General features: G+C 69.2%; 9 protein-coding genes. 4 read left to right on the top strand and 5 right to left on the bottom strand.

The genetic code is table 11. The annotated features are described in order from the left end of the window. Positions 1–109 precede the first annotated feature (109 nt). The 3 genes from OH735_RS34565 (at position 110) to OH735_RS34555 (ending at position 7,990) form a co-directional block, all read left to right on the top strand. Positions 110–1,501, top strand: coding sequence for a polysaccharide pyruvyl transferase family protein (locus OH735_RS34565; protein ID WP_406385580.1), 1,392 nt, complete (start codon positions 110–112; stop codon positions 1,499–1,501). A gap of 140 nt (positions 1,502–1,641) precedes the next feature. After that, complete coding sequence (uvrA, locus tag OH735_RS34560) at positions 1,642–4,065, top strand: excinuclease ABC subunit UvrA (RefSeq protein ID WP_406385579.1); 2,424 nt, start codon at positions 1,642–1,644, stop codon at positions 4,063–4,065. A 736-nt stretch (positions 4,066–4,801) separates the two neighbouring features. Then, the gene (locus OH735_RS34555) at positions 4,802–7,990 is read left to right on the top strand and encodes a glycosyl hydrolase family 95 catalytic domain-containing protein (RefSeq protein ID WP_406385578.1); all 3,189 of its coding nucleotides are present in this window, start codon (positions 4,802–4,804) and stop codon (positions 7,988–7,990) included. Positions 7,991–8,082: 92 nt separating this feature from the next. Here the strand turns inward: OH735_RS34555 and OH735_RS34550 are convergent, their stop codons facing one another. The 3 genes from OH735_RS34550 to OH735_RS34540 are packed head-to-tail and all read right to left on the bottom strand — an operon-like array spanning position 8,083 to position 11,484. Continuing rightward, on the bottom strand, positions 8,083–8,829 hold the full coding sequence (locus OH735_RS34550; RefSeq protein ID WP_406385577.1) for a succinate dehydrogenase/fumarate reductase iron-sulfur subunit: 747 nt from the start codon (positions 8,827–8,829) through the stop codon (positions 8,083–8,085). Continuing rightward, positions 8,826–10,775: a fumarate reductase/succinate dehydrogenase flavoprotein subunit gene (locus OH735_RS34545; protein ID WP_406385576.1), complete on the bottom strand. Its 1,950-nt coding sequence runs from the start codon at positions 10,773–10,775 to the stop codon at positions 8,826–8,828. The genes OH735_RS34550 and OH735_RS34545 overlap by 4 nt, the downstream gene beginning before the upstream one ends. 1 nt (position 10,776) lies before the next feature. Next, positions 10,777–11,484, bottom strand: coding sequence for a succinate dehydrogenase (locus tag OH735_RS34540; protein ID WP_406385575.1), 708 nt, complete (start codon positions 11,482–11,484; stop codon positions 10,777–10,779). A gap of 95 nt (positions 11,485–11,579) precedes the next feature. Between OH735_RS34540 and OH735_RS34535 the strand changes: the two genes are divergently transcribed. Continuing rightward, complete coding sequence (locus tag OH735_RS34535) at positions 11,580–12,476, top strand: LysR family transcriptional regulator (RefSeq protein WP_406385574.1); 897 nt, start codon at positions 11,580–11,582, stop codon at positions 12,474–12,476. 57 nt (positions 12,477–12,533) lie between these two features. On the opposite strand, the gene OH735_RS34530 is transcribed toward OH735_RS34535, so the two are convergent. Together OH735_RS34530 and OH735_RS34525 are read right to left on the bottom strand one after the other, a co-directional pair. Further along, positions 12,534–14,708 (bottom strand): putative bifunctional diguanylate cyclase/phosphodiesterase, encoded by a 2,175-nt coding sequence (locus tag OH735_RS34530; RefSeq protein ID WP_406385573.1) that lies wholly within the window; start codon positions 14,706–14,708, stop codon positions 12,534–12,536. Further along, complete coding sequence (locus OH735_RS34525; protein ID WP_406385572.1) at positions 14,705–15,523, bottom strand: SAM-dependent methyltransferase; 819 nt, start codon at positions 15,521–15,523, stop codon at positions 14,705–14,707. Before OH735_RS34525 ends, OH735_RS34530 begins: the two co-directional genes overlap by 4 nt. Positions 15,524–15,608 lie beyond the last annotated feature (85 nt).

Genomic DNA, 15,608 nt, shown 5'->3' with positions numbered 1-15,608 from the left:
ACTCGCGCGCACGGATGTGTGATCATGTCCCTACGTTTCACGCAGATCGCAAAAGTTTGTACAGGATGTGCATGGAATCAAAAGCATTCGCAAAGCTATATTCAGGTTCGTGGCATCCAACGTTAACCATGTGAAGCGAATACTCCTGCGTTCAGGGAAGAGCCCCTACGACATCGTCCCTGTCGAACGCGCTCTCCATGAGGATGTTTTCGCCACCAACTCGGGCAATCTGCTCTTCAGTGACGCCGCTCACAAGATCCTGGAGACGCCACGTTCGGAGGTGGTGTCGAACGGCACCACCACCAGGGTCGCCGACGCCGACCGCATCAACAGCGAGTACGACGTCTTCGTCATCCCGCTCGCCAACGCCTTCCGGCCGTCCTTCGAGCGTCAGCTGGAGCGTCTGACCCAGCTCATCTCGAAGCTGAAGATACCCGTCGTCGTCCCGGGTGTGGGTGCCCAGACGGGCGTCGACTACACCGCGGACCGGCTGCGTCCCATGCAGTCCACGGTCTACGCGTTCGTCTCGGCCGTACTCGACCACAGCGCCTCCATCGGTGTGCGCGGGGAGTTCACCGAGCGGTATCTGCGTGACATGGGTTTTCGCGACGTGGACGTCATCGGCTGTCCCTCGATGTTCCTCAACGGCAGCAGACTCGACATCCGGGAGGACGGCCGGCCCCTCGGACCCGAGTCGCGGATCGCCGTCAACGGATCGCACGACGCCGTACGCAAGCACAAACTGGGGCAGATCATCCGTCGCACCCACGCGCACTATCCCCACCTCCGGTTCATCGGCCAGAACCTCTCCGACGCCCGTCAGCTGCACTGGCGTGACATGTCCCACCAGAACGCCTCGGTCACCGCCATCCCCACCCATCCCGACCACCCCATGTACAGGGAGGACAAGGTCCGCGTGTACATCGACCCGGTCACCTGGATGGACGACCTGCGGGGTTTCGACTTCTCCTTCGGCTCCCGCATCCACGGCAACATCGCGGCGCTGCTGGCCGGCACGCCCGCCACCGTGCTCTGCGGCGACTCCCGGACCCTGGAGCTGTGCCGCTACTTCGACATCCCGCACCGGATGCTCGCCGACGCGCCCGCCTACCTCGACCCCGCCGACCTGTACGCCGAGGCGGACTTCGGGCCGCTGACGCGCGGCCACCGGGAACGGTTCGACCGGTTCACGAACTTCCTCGACAAGAACGGCCTGGAGAACACCTTCACCCACGGCGACAGCGGCGCGGCATTCGAGACACGGATGAGCAAACTGGCCTTCCCTGCGGGCATCCGCCCCTGGGTCGGCGCCGATGCCGCCACGATGGGCGACCGCCTCAACTGGCTCCAGTCCCAGCTGACGGAGCTCACCAAGAAGAACACCCAGCTCCAGCGGAAGCTCGCGAAGGGCTCCGCGGTGCCCTCCCAGCGCTCCACGTACCAGCGGGCCCGCAGCGTCGTGGGACGTCCCATCAAGCGCGCCCTGCGCCCCTCGCGCTAGGAGCCGCCCGAAGCCGGACCGGGGCCGGGGGCTGGAGGCCGGGGCCGGGCAGACCGGCCTCCGCTGCTCCTGGCGCCTAGAATCGGGGTGTTTGTCCCCAGGCTGTCGGCCTGCCCCGATCCGTACGGAGCCCCACGCGCATGTCCACCCCCCACGATCCGTACGTCCGGGTGCGCGGCGCCCGGGAGCACAACCTCCAGGACGTCTCGGTCGACATCCCGCGCGACACCCTCACCGTGTTCACCGGGGTGTCGGGCTCCGGGAAGTCCTCCCTCGCGTTCGGCACGATCTACGCCGAGGCGCAGCGCCGCTACTTCGAGTCCGTCGCCCCGTACGCCCGCCGGCTGATCCACCAGGTCGGCGCGCCCGCGGTCGGTGAGATCACCGGGCTGCCGCCCGCCGTCTCGCTGGAGCAGCGCCGCTCGGCGCCCGGTGCCCGTTCGTCCGTGGGGACGGTCACCACGCTCTCCAACTCCCTGCGCATGCTGTTCTCGCGCGCCGGGGACTACCCGGCCGGTGCCGAACGGCTGGACTCCGACGCGTTCTCGCCGAACACCGCCGCCGGGGCGTGTCCGCAGTGCCACGGCCTCGGCCGCATCCACCGCACCACCGAGGAACTGCTCGTCCCCGACCCCTCGCTGTCGATCCGGGACGGTGCGATCGCCGCCTGGCCGGGGGCCTGGCAGGGCAAGAACCTGCGCGATGTGCTGGACGCGCTGGGCTACGACGTCGACCGTCCGTGGCGCGAGCTGGACGCCGGGGACCGGCAGTGGATCCTGTTCACCGACGAGCAGCCGGTGGTGACGGTCCATCCGGTGCGTGAGGCGGGTCGCATCCAACGCCCTTACCAGGGTACGTACATGAGCGCCCGCCGCTATGTGATGCACACCTTCGCGGACTCCAAGAGCCGCACTCTTCGGGCCAAGGCCGAGCGCTTCCTGACCAGTGCGCCCTGCCCGGTCTGCGGCGGCAGCCGGCTGCGTCCGGAGGCGATGGCGGTCACCTTCGCCGGCCGTTCGATCGCCGAACTGGCCGGGCTGCCGCTCACTTCGCTCGCCGAGGTGCTGCGCACGGCGGGCGACGGTGACACGGCGCGGGTGCTGACGACGGATCTGCTCGCCCGGATCGAGACGGTCACGGAGCTGGGTCTCGGCTATCTCAGTCTCGACCGGACCGCTCCGACGCTGTCCTCCGGCGAGTTGCAACGGCTGCGGCTCGCCACCCAGTTGCGCTCCGGTCTGTTCGGTGTCGTCTATGTGCTGGACGAGCCGTCGGCCGGTCTGCACCCGGCGGACACCGAGTCGCTGCTGGGGGTGCTCGGCCGGCTGAAGGAGGCCGGGAACTCGGTCTTCGTCGTGGAGCATCAGATGGATGTGGTGCGCCGGGCGGACTGGCTGGTCGATGTGGGGCCGCTGGCGGGTGAGCACGGGGGGCGGGTGCTGCACAGCGGGCCCCCGGCCCAACTCGCGGAGGTGGCGGAGTCGGCCACCCGGCGCTTCCTCTTCGACAACGGGCCCGCTCCGGTGCGGGAGGTGCGTGCGCCGTCGGGGTGGCTGAGGCTGAACGGGGTCGACCGCCACAATGTGCGGGGCGTGGACGCCGAGTTCCCGCTCGGGGTGTTCACGGCCGTCACCGGGGTGTCGGGGTCGGGGAAGTCGACGCTGGTGGGTCAGGTGCTGGCCGGTGTCCTCGCCGACCGGCAGGCCTCCGCCGCCGCCCATCTGCCCGCGGACCGTCCCACGCCCGAGTGTGCGTCGGCACAGGGGCTGGAGGCGGTGGATCGGCTCGTGCAAGTCGACCAGAAGCCGATCGGCCGTACCCCGAGGTCCAATCTGGCCACGTACACCGGGCTCTTCGACGTCGTCCGGAAACTGTTCACCGAGACGGACACGGCGCGTGAACGCGGCTACAAGGCCGGACGGTTCTCCTTCAACGTGGCGGGCGGACGCTGCGAGACCTGCCAGGGCGAGGGCTTCGTCTCCGTGGAACTGCTCTTCCTGCCCAGTACGTACGCGCCCTGCCCGGACTGCCACGGCGCCCGGTACAACCCGCAGACCCTGGAGGTCACCCTGCGCGGTCTCGACATCGCGCAGGTGCTGGACCTGACGGTGGAGTCGGCGGCCGGGTTCTTCGCCGGTACGCCCGCCGCCGAGCGCAGTCTGCGGACGCTGCTCGATGTCGGGCTCGGCTATCTGCGGCTCGGTCAGCCCGCCACGGAGCTGTCGGGCGGCGAGGCCCAGCGGATCAAGCTGGCCGCCGAGCTCCAGCGCACCCGCCGCGGCCACACAGTGTATCTGCTCGACGAACCGACGACAGGGCTGCATCCGGCCGATGTCGAGGTGCTGATGCGGCAGTTGCACGGGCTGGTCGACGCGGGCAGCACGGTAGTGGTCGTGGAGCACGACATGGCCGTGGTCGCGGGTGCCGACTGGGTGATCGACCTCGGGCCCGGAGGCGGCGACCGGGGTGGCCGGATCGTCGCGGTGGGGACGCCCGCAGAGGTGGCCGGGGCGGCGGACAGCCGGACCGCGGCGTACCTGGCGGCCGCCCTCAGGTCGGCCTGACAGCCAATCAGGTCCAACTGGCCCCTTTCCACGACTACGGCCCGGCGGAAACGCTCACCACCGCTGTGAACGCTTCGGCGTCCGCGGCCCCGGCACGTACAGGATCACCGTGACGGTACCTCCGGCACGCTCACCCACTCGGCCACCTTCACACTGACGGTGTCCAGTCCGGCCGGCGGTACGGGCGCCTTGGTGAACGGCGACGTCGAGACCGTTCGCTCGCTCCCTGGAGCTGTGAGAACGGCGGCGCGGTCGTCTCCAACCCGGCGTACGGCGGCGCGCACGCACTGGCAGCCGCGGCCACCGCGTCGCAGACCGGCGAGTGCACGCAGACGCTCACCCTGTCCACACACACCACGTACACGCTCAGCGGTTGGGTGCAGGGAAACTTCGGCTACCTCGGCGTACGGGGTGACGCGACGGCCGGCACCTGGGGCTCGTCGAGCAGTTGGACCAAGCAGTCGTCTCCTTCACCACCGGCTCCACGGGTGCGGTGACGGTCTGTCTGCACGCCTGGTGCGCACAGGGCACGGTCTACGGCGACGACATCTCTGTCACCTCCTGACCGGCCGGCCATCCGGAGACCTCCTGGGGAAGGGGCGATCAGCAGAGACAGTGCCGCACACTCTAGACATCCGATCTGTCATCCGATGAAATGGCCTCGCCCTCGGCGTACGTCGGCGTATCCCCTCCATCTCTCCATTAAAGAACCGATCAATGGGCCAGGAGGTCTCTCGTGACCAATGAACCCCAACCGCAGAGACGCAGCATCCTCAAGTTCGGCGGTGCCCTCGCCCTCACACCGCTGATCACTCAGCTGACCGGGGGAATCCCTGTGGGACAGGCCGTTGCCGCCGGGGCCGCCGCACCGGCGTCCGTCCAGTGGCCGACCCTGTCGCGCAAGGCGCTGAAGTATTCGATCCCCGCCAAGGACTGGCAGTCGCAGGCCCTGCCGATCGGCAACGGCCGGCTCGGCGCCATGCTCTTCGCCAACCCCTCCGAGGAGCGCGTCCAGTTCAACGAGCAGAGTCTCTGGGGTGGTGTCAACAACTACGACAACGCCCTCGCGGGCCAGCCGGACGGCGCTTTCGACACAAGCATGACCGGCTTCGGCTCGTACCGGAACTTCGGTGACGTCGTCGTCACCTTCGCTCGCCGTGCGAAGGTCACGGCCCCGGGGGGACCGTACCGGACCTCCTCGACGGAGGGTGTCGACAAGACGTACGACGGTAACTCGAGCACCAAGTGGTGCATCGAGGCGCCCGGCTCGAAGGTGCAGTGGCAGGTCGAGCTCTCCGACCCCGTCGAGGTCGCGTCCTACCGTCTGACGAGTGCCAACGACGTGCCGCAGCGCGACCCGCAGGAGTGGACGTTCTCCGGTTCCGCCGACGGCGCCACCTGGACCAGGCTGGACAGCCGCACTCTGGCGACGCCCTTCGAGAGCCGGTACCAGACGAAGGAATTCGCCTGTGCCGACACCGCGGCCTACCGCTTCTACCGGTTCGACTTCGTTCCCAAAGCAGGGGTCAGCCACTTCCAGGTGAGCGAGATCGGCCTGTCCGGCGTCGACCTCGACGGGGGCGGCTCGATGTACCTGTCATCGCCCAGCGGGCACTCCGAGGGATCCGGTCGGGCCACGGACATCTCGAGTTCGGTGGACCGCGATCCGGCCACGGTCTGGCGGGTCGACGCCGTCGCACCGGTGGTCGTCTGGCAGGCCGACCTGTCCGCCACGGCCGCCATCACCTCGTACTCGCTGACGGCGGCCCCGGACCGTCCGCACGACGACCCCCGGCGATGGGCGCTCGAGGCGTCGCAGGACGGGCAAGCCTGGGTGACCCTCGACACGCAGAACCCCGGCGCGCCCTTCGCCGGCCGCGGCGAGACCCGGACCTTCCGGATCACCAACAGCACGGCCTACCGCACCTACCGGCTCACGTTCACCCCCGGCGAGTCGTCCACCGGCTTCCAGATCGCGGAGGTCGTCCTGGAAGGCAAGGGGTTCGACACGCGCATGCAGTCCACGTTCGTCGACTACCAGCGCGCCCTGGACTTCTTCGAGGGTGTCCATGTCACCCGTTTCGGCGAGCCGGGGCGGCGCGTCCTGCGGGAGGCCTTCGCCAGCCGGTCCGCGGACGTCATGGTCTTCCGGTACACGTCGGACAGCGACCAGGGACTCTCCGGAGCGATCTCGCTGACGTCCGGACAGGATCAGGCCCCGACGACCGTCGACGCCGGCGCCCGGCGGATGGCCTTCAGCGGTGTCATGGGCAACGGCCTCAAGCACGCGTGCGCCGTCCAGGTCGTACACACCGACGGCGACTTCAGCACCGACGGGTCGGTGCTCCGGTTCACCGGCTCCAGGACCCTGACCCTGCTCCTCGACGCCCGCACCGACTACAAGCTCGACGCCGCCGCCCGGTGGCGCGGAGCCGATCCGGAACCGGTCGTCGCCGCGGCGCTCGACAAGGCGGCCGCCCGGTCCTACGACGAGATACGCGACGAGCACACCGCCGAGATGCGCGCGCTCATGAACCGCGTCTCCGTCGCCTGGGGCACCTCCGACGACGCCGTCGTCGCCCTGCCGACCAACGCCCGGCTGGCGCGTTACGCGGCGGGCGGGGAGGACCCGACCCTTGAGCAGACGATGTTCGACTTCGGCCGATACCTGCTGATCAGTTCCTCGCGCCCGAAGGGTCTGCCCGCCAACCTCCAGGGTCTGTGGAACGACAGCAACACGCCGGCGTGGGCCTCCGACTACCACACCAACATCAACGTCCAGATGAACTACTGGGGAGCCGAGGCAACGAACCTGCCGGAGTGCCACGAGGCACTCGTCGGGTTCATCAAGCAGGTGGCGGTGCCCAGCCGCGTGGCGACCCGCAACGCCTTCGGCAAGGACACGCGCGGCTGGACCGCCCGCACCAGCCAGAGCATCTTCGGCGGCAACGCATGGGAGTGGAACACCGTCGCGAGCGCCTGGTACGCGCAGCACCTTTACGAGCACTGGGCGTTCACCCAGGACTCGGTCTACCTCCGCACCGTCGCCTACCCGATGATCAAGGAGATCTGCGAGTTCTGGGAGGACAATCTCAAGGAGCGCGAGGACGGACTCCTCGTCTCGCCGAACAGCTGGTCCCCCGAGCACGGGCCGCGCGAGGACGGCGTCATGTACGACCAGCAGATCATCTGGGACCTGTTCCAGAACTACCTCGACTGCGAGGCGGCGCTCGAGGCGGATGCCGACTACCGGGCCAAGGTCATGGACATGCAGGCGCGCCTCGCGCCGAACAAGATCGGCAAGTGGGGTCAGCTGCAGGAGTGGCAGGAGGACATCGACAGCCCCAGCGACATCCACCGCCACACCTCGCACCTCTTCGCGGTCTACCCGGGCCGCCAAATCACCCCGAAGACGCCGGACTTCGCGGCCGCCGCCCTCGTCTCGCTCAAGGCACGGTGCGGCGAGAAGGAAGGCGTCCCGTTCACGGCCGCGACGGTGTCGGGCGACAGCCGCCGCTCATGGACCTGGCCCTGGCGGGCAGCCCTCTTCGCCCGCCTCGGTGACGGGCACCGCGCCCAGATCATGCTGCGCGGACTGCTGACCTACAACACTCTGCCCAACATGTTCTGCAACCACCCGCCCTTCCAGATGGACGGCAACTTCGGCATCTCGGGCGCCGTGGCGGAGATGCTCCTGCAGAGCCACGACGGCGTCATCCACCTGCTGCCCGCCCTGCCGGACGAATGGAAGGCCAAGGGTTCCTTCACCGGGCTCCGCGCCCGCGGCGGCTACGAGGTCCGCTGTGAGTGGCGCGACGGGAAGGTCACGTCCTACAGGATCGTGGCCGACCGGGCGCGGAACCAGGGGAACGTCACCGTGCGGGTGAACGGCGTCGACACGAAGGTGAAGCCGATCAAGCCCTGACGTCGGCCGTCCGCCGAACGAAGCAGCGCGGCACGGGTCGTCGGCACAGCCGGTCTCATCACCGGCTGTGCCGACCGGCATCGGAACAGGCCCTAGCGTCGGACCTTCCGGGTCGCCCGCAGCCACTCCTTGTTCATCGCCGAGATCGACGGCAGCGGAATGCCCTTCGGGCAGGCCGTGGCGCACTCCCCGGTGAGGGTGCAGCCGCCGAAGCCCTCGCTGTCCATCTGCCCGACCATGTCGAGCACCCGGGTCTCGCGCTCGGGAGCGCCCTGCGGCAGGACGCCCAGGTGGTTGACCTTCGCCGAGGTGAAGAGCATCGCGGAGCCGTTGGGGCAGGCCGCGACGCAGGCGCCGCAGCCGATGCACTCGGCGTGTTCGAAGGCGAAGTCGGCGTCCGGCTTGGGCACCGGGGTGGCGTGTGCCTCGGGGGCCGTGCCGGTGGGTGCGGAGATGTAGCCGCCCGCCTGGATGATCCGGTCGAAGGCCGAGCGGTCGACGACCAGGTCCTTGACGACCGGGAAGGCGGAGGCCCGCCAGGGCTCGATGTCGATGGTGTCGCCGTCCCGGAACGACCGCATGTGGAGCTGGCAGGTGGTGGTGCGTTCGGGGCCGTGGGCGTCGCCGTTGATGACGAGGCTGCAGGCGCCGCAGATGCCTTCGCGGCAGTCGTGGTCGAAGGCGACGGGGTCGTCGCCGGCGAGGATGAGTTCCTCGTTGAGGGTGTCGAGCATTTCCAGGAACGACATGTCCTGCGAGATGCCGTCCACTTCGTAGGTGGACATGGCGCCGGGGGCGTCGGCGTTCTTCTGGCGCCAGACGCGCAGGGTGAGCTTCATGCGTAGCTCCGCTGAGTGGGGTGGACGTACTCGAAGACGAGGTCTTCCTTGTGCAGGACGGGGGCCTCGCCGGTGCCGGAGAACTCCCAGGCGGCGGCGTACGAGAACTCCTCGTCCCGGCGGGCGGCTTCGCCGTCCGGGGTCTGTGACTCCTCGCGGAAGTGGCCTCCGCAGGACTCGGCGCGGTGCAGGGCGTCGAGGCACATGAGCTCGGCGAGCTCCAGGTAGTCGACGATGCGGTTGGCCTTCTCCAGCGACTGGTTGAACTCGTCGCCGGTGCCGGGGACCTTGATGCGGCGCCAGAACTCCTCGCGGATCTGCGGGATCCGGTCGAGCGCCTTGCGCAGCCCCTCCTCGGTGCGGGCCATGCCGCAGTACTCCCACATGAGTTCACCGATCTCGCGGTGGAAGGAGTCGGGAGTGCGGTCGCCGTCGACGGAGAGCAGCAGGTTCAGCCGGTCCTCGGTGTCGGCGACGACCTCTTCGACAGCGGGGTGCGAGGCGTCGACCTCGTCGTGGTGCGGGTTGCGGGCCAGGTAGTCGTTGATGGTCGACGGCAGGACGAAGTAGCCGTCGGCGAGGCCCTGCATCAGCGCGGAAGCGCCGAGGCGGTTGGCGCCGTGGTCGGAGAAGTTGGCCTCGCCGATGGCGAAGAGGCCGGGGATGGTGGTCTGGAGGTCGTAGTCGACCCAGAGTCCGCCCATCGTGTAGTGCACGGCCGGGTAGATCCGCATCGGGGTCTCGTACGGGTTCTCCGCGGTGATCCGCGCGTACATGTCGAAGAGGTTGCCGTACTTCTCCTCGACCTTGGCCCGGCCCATCCGCTGGATGGCCTCGGCGAAGTCGAGGTAGACGCCCTGGCCGCCGGGGCCGACGCCGCGGCCCTCGTCGCAGACGTTCTTCGCGGCGCGGGAGGCGATGTCGCGGGGCACGAGGTTGCCGAAGGCGGGGTAGATGCGCTCCAGGTAGTAGTCGCGCTCGTCCTCGGGGATCTCGTTCGCGGGGCGGTTGTCGCCCTTTGCCTTCGGGACCCAGATCCGGCCGTCGTTGCGCAGCGACTCGCTCATCAGCGTCAGCTTGGACTGGTGGTCGCCGGTGCGCGGGATGCAGGTGGGGTGGATCTGGGTGAAACACGGGTTGGCGAAGTAGGCGCCGCGGCGGTGGGCGCGCCAGATGGCGGTGGCGTTGGAGTTCATGGCGTTCGTCGACAGGTAGAAGACGTTGCCGTAACCGCCGCTGGCCAGGACGACCGCGTCGGCGAAGTAGGTGTCGATCTTCCCGGTGACGAGGTCGCGGGCGACGATGCCGCGGGCCTTGCCGTCGACGATGATCAGGTCGAGCATCTCGGTACGGGCGTGCAGTTCGACGTTGCCGGCGGCGATCTGCCTCGACAGTGCCTGGTAGGCGCCGAGGAGGAGTTGCTGTCCCGTCTGGCCGCGGGCGTAGAACGTGCGGGAGACCTGGACGCCGCCGAAGGAGCGGTTGTCGAGGAGGCCGCCGTACTCACGGGCGAAGGGGACGCCCTGGGCGACGCACTGGTCGATGATCTCGACGGAGATCTGGGCGAGCCGGTGGACGTTGGACTCGCGGGCGCGGAAGTCGCCGCCCTTGACCGTGTCGTAGAAGAGCCGGTGGACGGAGTCGCCGTCGTTGCGGTAGTTCTTCGCGGCGTTGATACCGCCCTGGGCGGCGACGGAGTGGGCGCGGCGGGGCGAGTCCTGGAAGCAGAACTGGACTACGTGGTAGCCCTGTTCGGCCAGCGTCGCACCCGCCGAGCCGCCGGCGAGACCGGTGCCGACGACGATGACGGTGTGCTTGCGCCGGTTGGCCGGGTTGACCAGCTTGGCCTGGAAGCGGCGGGTGTCCCAGCGTTCGGCGACGGGGCCGTCGGGGGCCTTGTTGTCGACGACGGGCGCGCCCGTCTCGTAGTGCGAGTAGTCGTTCATGTCAGCTCACGACTCCGGTCATCACGGCGACGGGTACGGAGATGAAGCCCACCGTCAGCACCAGGGCGAGGACGTTGGCGATGGTCTTGAGGACACGGTCACGGGTCGCGTTGCCCGCGCCGAGGGTCTGGGCGGCGCTCCAGAAGCCGTGCTGCACGTGAAGTCCGAGGGCGAGCATGGCGACGATGTAGATCGTGTTGCCATACCAGGTGGAGAAGGTGTCGACGACGTTCTGGTACGGGTGCCCGGACTGGAATCCGCCGGAGTGCACGGTGCCCGTCGTCAGGTCCAGGATGTGCCAGACGATGAACAGGGCGAGGATGATCCCGCCCCAGCGCATGGTGCGGGTGGCATAGCTGGCCCGCGGCTTCTTGTGCACGTACTTGGCGGGGCGCGCCTTGATGTCGCGCCGGCTCAGCTGGTACGCGGAGGTGGCGTGCAGCACCACGGCGGCGACGAGCACGACGCGGACGATCCACAGGGCCCACTCGTAGTGCAGGAAGGGCTCCCCCATGGTCCGCAGCCAGTGTGCGTAGTGGTTGAACTCGCCGGCCCCGAAGAAGATCTTCAGGTTGCCGATCATGTGGACAACCAAGTAGAGGAGCATGATCAGGCCACTCACGGCCATGATCGTCTTCTTGCCGACGGACGAGTCCCAGAGCGTACGCGTCATGGACGGCCGTCGGTCCGTCCGTGTTGCCAATGCCATGGACACGAAGTTAGGACCGAAGGGCCGGATCAGTCCAAGACATGGAACGGCTGATCTTCATAGGTGTTCCCTATTGTGGCCGTTATGCTGGGTGTATGCAGTTCCAGCAGCTGACGTACTTCGTGGCCGTGGCCGAGAGCCGTCACTTCACCCGCGCCGCCGAGGAGGTGCATGTCTCGCAGCCCTCGCTGTCCCAGCAGATCAGGGCGCTGGAGAACGAGCTGGGGGCGGAGCTGTTCAGCCGGGCCCGGGGCAACATCACCCTCACCGACGCGGGCGAGGCCCTGCTGCCACTGGCCCGCCGCATCCTCGCGGACGCCGACACGGCACGCCACGAGGTGCAGGAGCTGGCCCAGCTGCGCCGGGGCCGGGTCCGGCTCGGCGCGACGCCCAGCCTCTGCACCGGCCTGCTCCCCGACGTGCTGCGCGCCTTCCACGACCAGCATCCGGGGATCCAGCTGCTGCTGGAGGAGGGCGGCTCGCTGGACCTCGTACGGGAGCTGGCGCGCGGGGCTCTCGATCTCGCCCTGGTCGTGCTGCCGCTGCCCGCCGCGTCCCCCGCACTCACCACGGTCGAGCTGCTCCAGGAGGACCTGGTCGTGGTGTCGTCGGCGCGCGCGCCGCAGCCCGGCCGGGGCGGCGGCGTACGGATCGCCGACCTTCAGAACGAATCCCTCGTGATGTTCCGGCACGGCTACGACCTGCGCGAACTGACGGTGGCCGCCTGCCGGGCGGAGGGCTTCGAGCCGTCGTTCACGGTGGAGGGCGGCGAGATGGACGCGGTGCTCGGCTTCGTCCGGGCGGGGCTCGGGATCGCGGTGGTGCCCAGCATGGTCGCCACCCGGGTCGGCCACGACCTGCGGACCACGCCGCTGGCCCGTCCCGGCCTGCGGCGCACCATCGCGCTCGCGCACCGCACGGATGTGGCGCCGCCGCGCGCGGCCCGCGAGTTGCAGCGGATGCTGCTGGAGAACCGTCCGGAGCAGGTGTAGCGGGCCGCGCGACGGCCGGACGGGCTCGATCCTTCCCCGGTCGAGCCCGTCCCGCCCTCACACCGCGTCGGCCAGCAACAGCGAGTGGATCCGGTCGGGGGCGCCGGGCCGGGCGTAGTACCACCCCTGGGCCGTGTCGCACCCCAGCTCCCGCAACTGCTCCGCCTGGGCCGCGGTCTCCACGCCTTCCACCGTGACCGCGAGGTCCAGGCTGTGCGCCAGCGAGACGATGCCCTCGACGATCTTCAGATCGACCGGGTCCGCCGGATGCCGCTGCATGCCCTGTGTGAAGGAGCGGTCCAGTTTGAGCACGCTCACCGGAAGCCGGCGCAGGTTCGCCAGGTTCGAGTACCCGGTGCCGAAGTCGTCGAGCGCTATGTCGACGCCCATGTCCGCCAGTTGCCGCAGCGGCTTGAGCAGATCGTCGTCCGCGCCGATGAGGGCGGACTCCGTGACCTCCAGACACAGCGCCCCGGGTTCCAGACCCGACCGCTCCAGCACGTCGACCGTCTCGGCGACCAGCCGCGGATGATGCAACTGGGTGGGCGAGAGGTTGACATTGATCCGCAGCGGGCCGCCGTCGCTGTGCCGCTCCTGCCAGAAGTTGGCCTGGCGCACGGACTCCTCCAGCACCCAGCGGCCGAGCGGCACGATCAGCCCGGTGTGCTCGGCGAGCGCGATGAACCGGTCGGGACCGAGCACCCCGTGCTGCGGGTGGCACCAGCGCACCAGCGCCTCCGCACCGTGCACCGTGCCGTCGCCCAGGTGCACGAGGGGCTGGTACTCGATGAAGAACTCGCCGCGGTCCAGGGCGGTCGGCAGCGCGGTGGTCAGCCCGTGCCGGGTGATGGCGCGGGCGTCCGCCTCGGCATCGGCGAGCTCGAAGCGGTTGCCGCCCGCCGACTTGGCCCGGTACATGGTGATGTCGGCGCTGCGCAGCACCTCGGCGGCGCTCCGTTCGCCGGCCGGCCCTTCGACGATCCCGATGGATCCGCGTACGGTCAGCTCACGGCCGTCCAGCCGGATCGGGGTGCCGAGCACGCCGAGGATGCGGCAGGCCAGCTCGTCGACCTCCTTCTGGGTGTCGGGGCCGGTGGTCAGGGCCACGAACTCGTCGCCGCCGAGCCGCGCCACCATCTCGCCGGGCGCAGTCGCGCAGCTCTGCAACCGGTCGGCCACCTCGACCAGCAGCCGGTCCCCCGACGCGTGGCCGAGGCTGTCGTTGATCGCCTTGAAGCCGTCGAGGTCGAGGTAGCACAGGCCGAAGCGGCTGCCGTCGTCGGCGGCGAGCGCCTTCTCCAGCCGCTCGAAGAACAGCGTCCGGTTGGGCAGGCCGGTGAGCGCGTCATGGGTGGCCTCGTACCGCAGCCGCAGGTTGAGCAGCCGGCGCTCCGTGGTGTCCTCCATCAGGGCCAGCTGATACTCCGGCTGCCCCTCTGAGTCGCGCAGCAGGGACACCGTCAGATTGGTCCACAGCACCGTGCCGTCGTTGCGGTAGTACGGCTTCTCGACCCGGTAGTGCTCGCGTTCGCCGCGTACCAGCTCGTTGTAGTACTTCCACACCTGCGGCGAGTCCTCGGGGTGCACCCACTCGTTGACCTTGTGGCTGCGCACATGGTGTTCGAGCCCGCCGAACATCCGGGTGAGGGTGTCGTTGACCTCCAGCACATTGCCGTCGAGATCGGCGATCCCGATGCCGATGGCCGCGTCCTTGAAGACGGCGCGGAAGCGTGCCTCGGTGGCGTGCAGGGCCTGCTCGGCGTCCGAGCGGGCGGTGAGCGCGGAGCGGGCGATGGCCTCCTGCTCGCCGAGGGTCCGCTCGCGCAGGGCCTGGGTGAACCCGCCCGCGAGGGCGTGCTGTATCCGGGCGCAGCGGGCCCTGCTGTCCTCGGTCGACAGCACCGTCGAGCCGTTGCCGCCGCAATAGAGCACGAGGTACGAGTCGATGACGCCGAGTGTGCTGCTGAGCGCGTCCGGGTCCGTGCAGTGCGCGGCGACGAGGGCGGCGCCAACCGCGCTCGCGGGCGCCGCGTCGAAGGGCCGCGCGTGCAGGATGTCGCTGAGCCCGCGGGCCAGCGGCAGCAGATGCTGTTCGAACTCCGTGCGCGTCATGGAGGTGGCCGTCGAGGGGAAGATGGCCCGGCTCCAGATCGTGGCGAATCTCCGGAGCCGGTCCTCGGGGCCGTCGGGCTCCGTGTCGGGCGCTTTGGACGACTGGGCGGGAATGCTCACGCCTTGCGTCCCACTCCCGCGAAGCCCGAGAAGGCGAATGGATCCTCGTGCTCCGGTGCCAGGGGGGTGTCGGGGCGCCAGTTCGGCATCGACACGAGTCCGGGCTCGACCATCGTGTACCCCTCGAAGAACCGGGTGACCTCTTCGCGCGTCCGCATGACCAGGGGGTTGCGGATGTTCCGGTAGACGTCGACCGTGCCGCCCGCCTCCTGCGGGGCGAGCGGAATCCCCTCGTACGAGGCGTGGGTGACGACGATGAGGCTGCCGGGGGCGAGGGCTCCGCGCAGTTCGGCGACGGCGCTGTGCGGGTCGTCGGAGTCCTCGATGAAGTGGAGTACGGCGACGAGCAGCAGGGCCACCGGGCGGTCCAGGTCGAGCAGTCCGGTGATCTCCGGGCTCTTCACGATCGCCCGCGGGTTACGGAGGTCCGCGGCGGCGATCACCGCCCGCTCGTTTCCTTCGAGCACGACCCGGCTGTGCGTGACGGCGACGGGGTCGTGATCGACATACGCGACGCGGGCCTCCGGGTCGGCCGCCTGGGCGACTTCGTGCACATTGCCGAAAGTCGGTATTCCGGAGCCGATGTCCAGGAACTGGTTGATGCCCTCACTCACCGCGTAGCGCACGGCCCTGCGCATAAAGGCCCGATTCGCCTGCATGATCTTGGGGAGCCCCGGCATGAACTCCATGGCCTTGCGTGCCGCTTCCCGGTCCACCTCGAAATTGTGCGATCCGCCCAGATAGAAGTCGTACATGCGAGACACGCTCGGCACCGTAATGTCTATGCCTTGCGGTGCCCAGGCGGGACGCTCCATCGATGTCTCCAACAAGTCGCCACGGCGATCCGGCCATGTTCATGGTCAGTGTTGACCAGAGGCTACTGATCGTCCGCCAAGAGGG

The organism is Streptomyces sp. NBC_01618 (assembly GCF_045209435.1).
In the GTDB taxonomy this organism is placed as follows: Bacteria; Actinomycetota; Actinomycetes; order Streptomycetales; family Streptomycetaceae; genus Streptomyces.
Note: the sequence above shows the minus strand (reverse complement) of the source record. Positions and strands in the feature narration are given on the sequence as shown.

Bases quoted from the DNA above. Each gene is read 5' to 3' on its own strand.
- uvrA (WP_406385579.1), top strand. From the start codon at position 1,642: ATGTCCACCCCCCACGATCCGTACGTCCGGGTGCGCGGCGCCCGGGAG.
- OH735_RS34550 (WP_406385577.1), bottom strand. From the start codon at position 8,829: ATGAAGCTCACCCTGCGCGTCTGGCGCCAGAAGAACGCCGACGCCCCC.
- OH735_RS34545 (WP_406385576.1), bottom strand. From the start codon at position 10,775: ATGAACGACTACTCGCACTACGAGACGGGCGCGCCCGTCGTCGACAAC.
- OH735_RS34540 (WP_406385575.1), bottom strand. From the start codon at position 11,484: ATGGCATTGGCAACACGGACGGACCGACGGCCGTCCATGACGCGTACG.
- OH735_RS34535 (WP_406385574.1), top strand. From the start codon at position 11,580: ATGCAGTTCCAGCAGCTGACGTACTTCGTGGCCGTGGCCGAGAGCCGT.
- OH735_RS34525 (WP_406385572.1), bottom strand. From the start codon at position 15,523: ATGGAGCGTCCCGCCTGGGCACCGCAAGGCATAGACATTACGGTGCCG.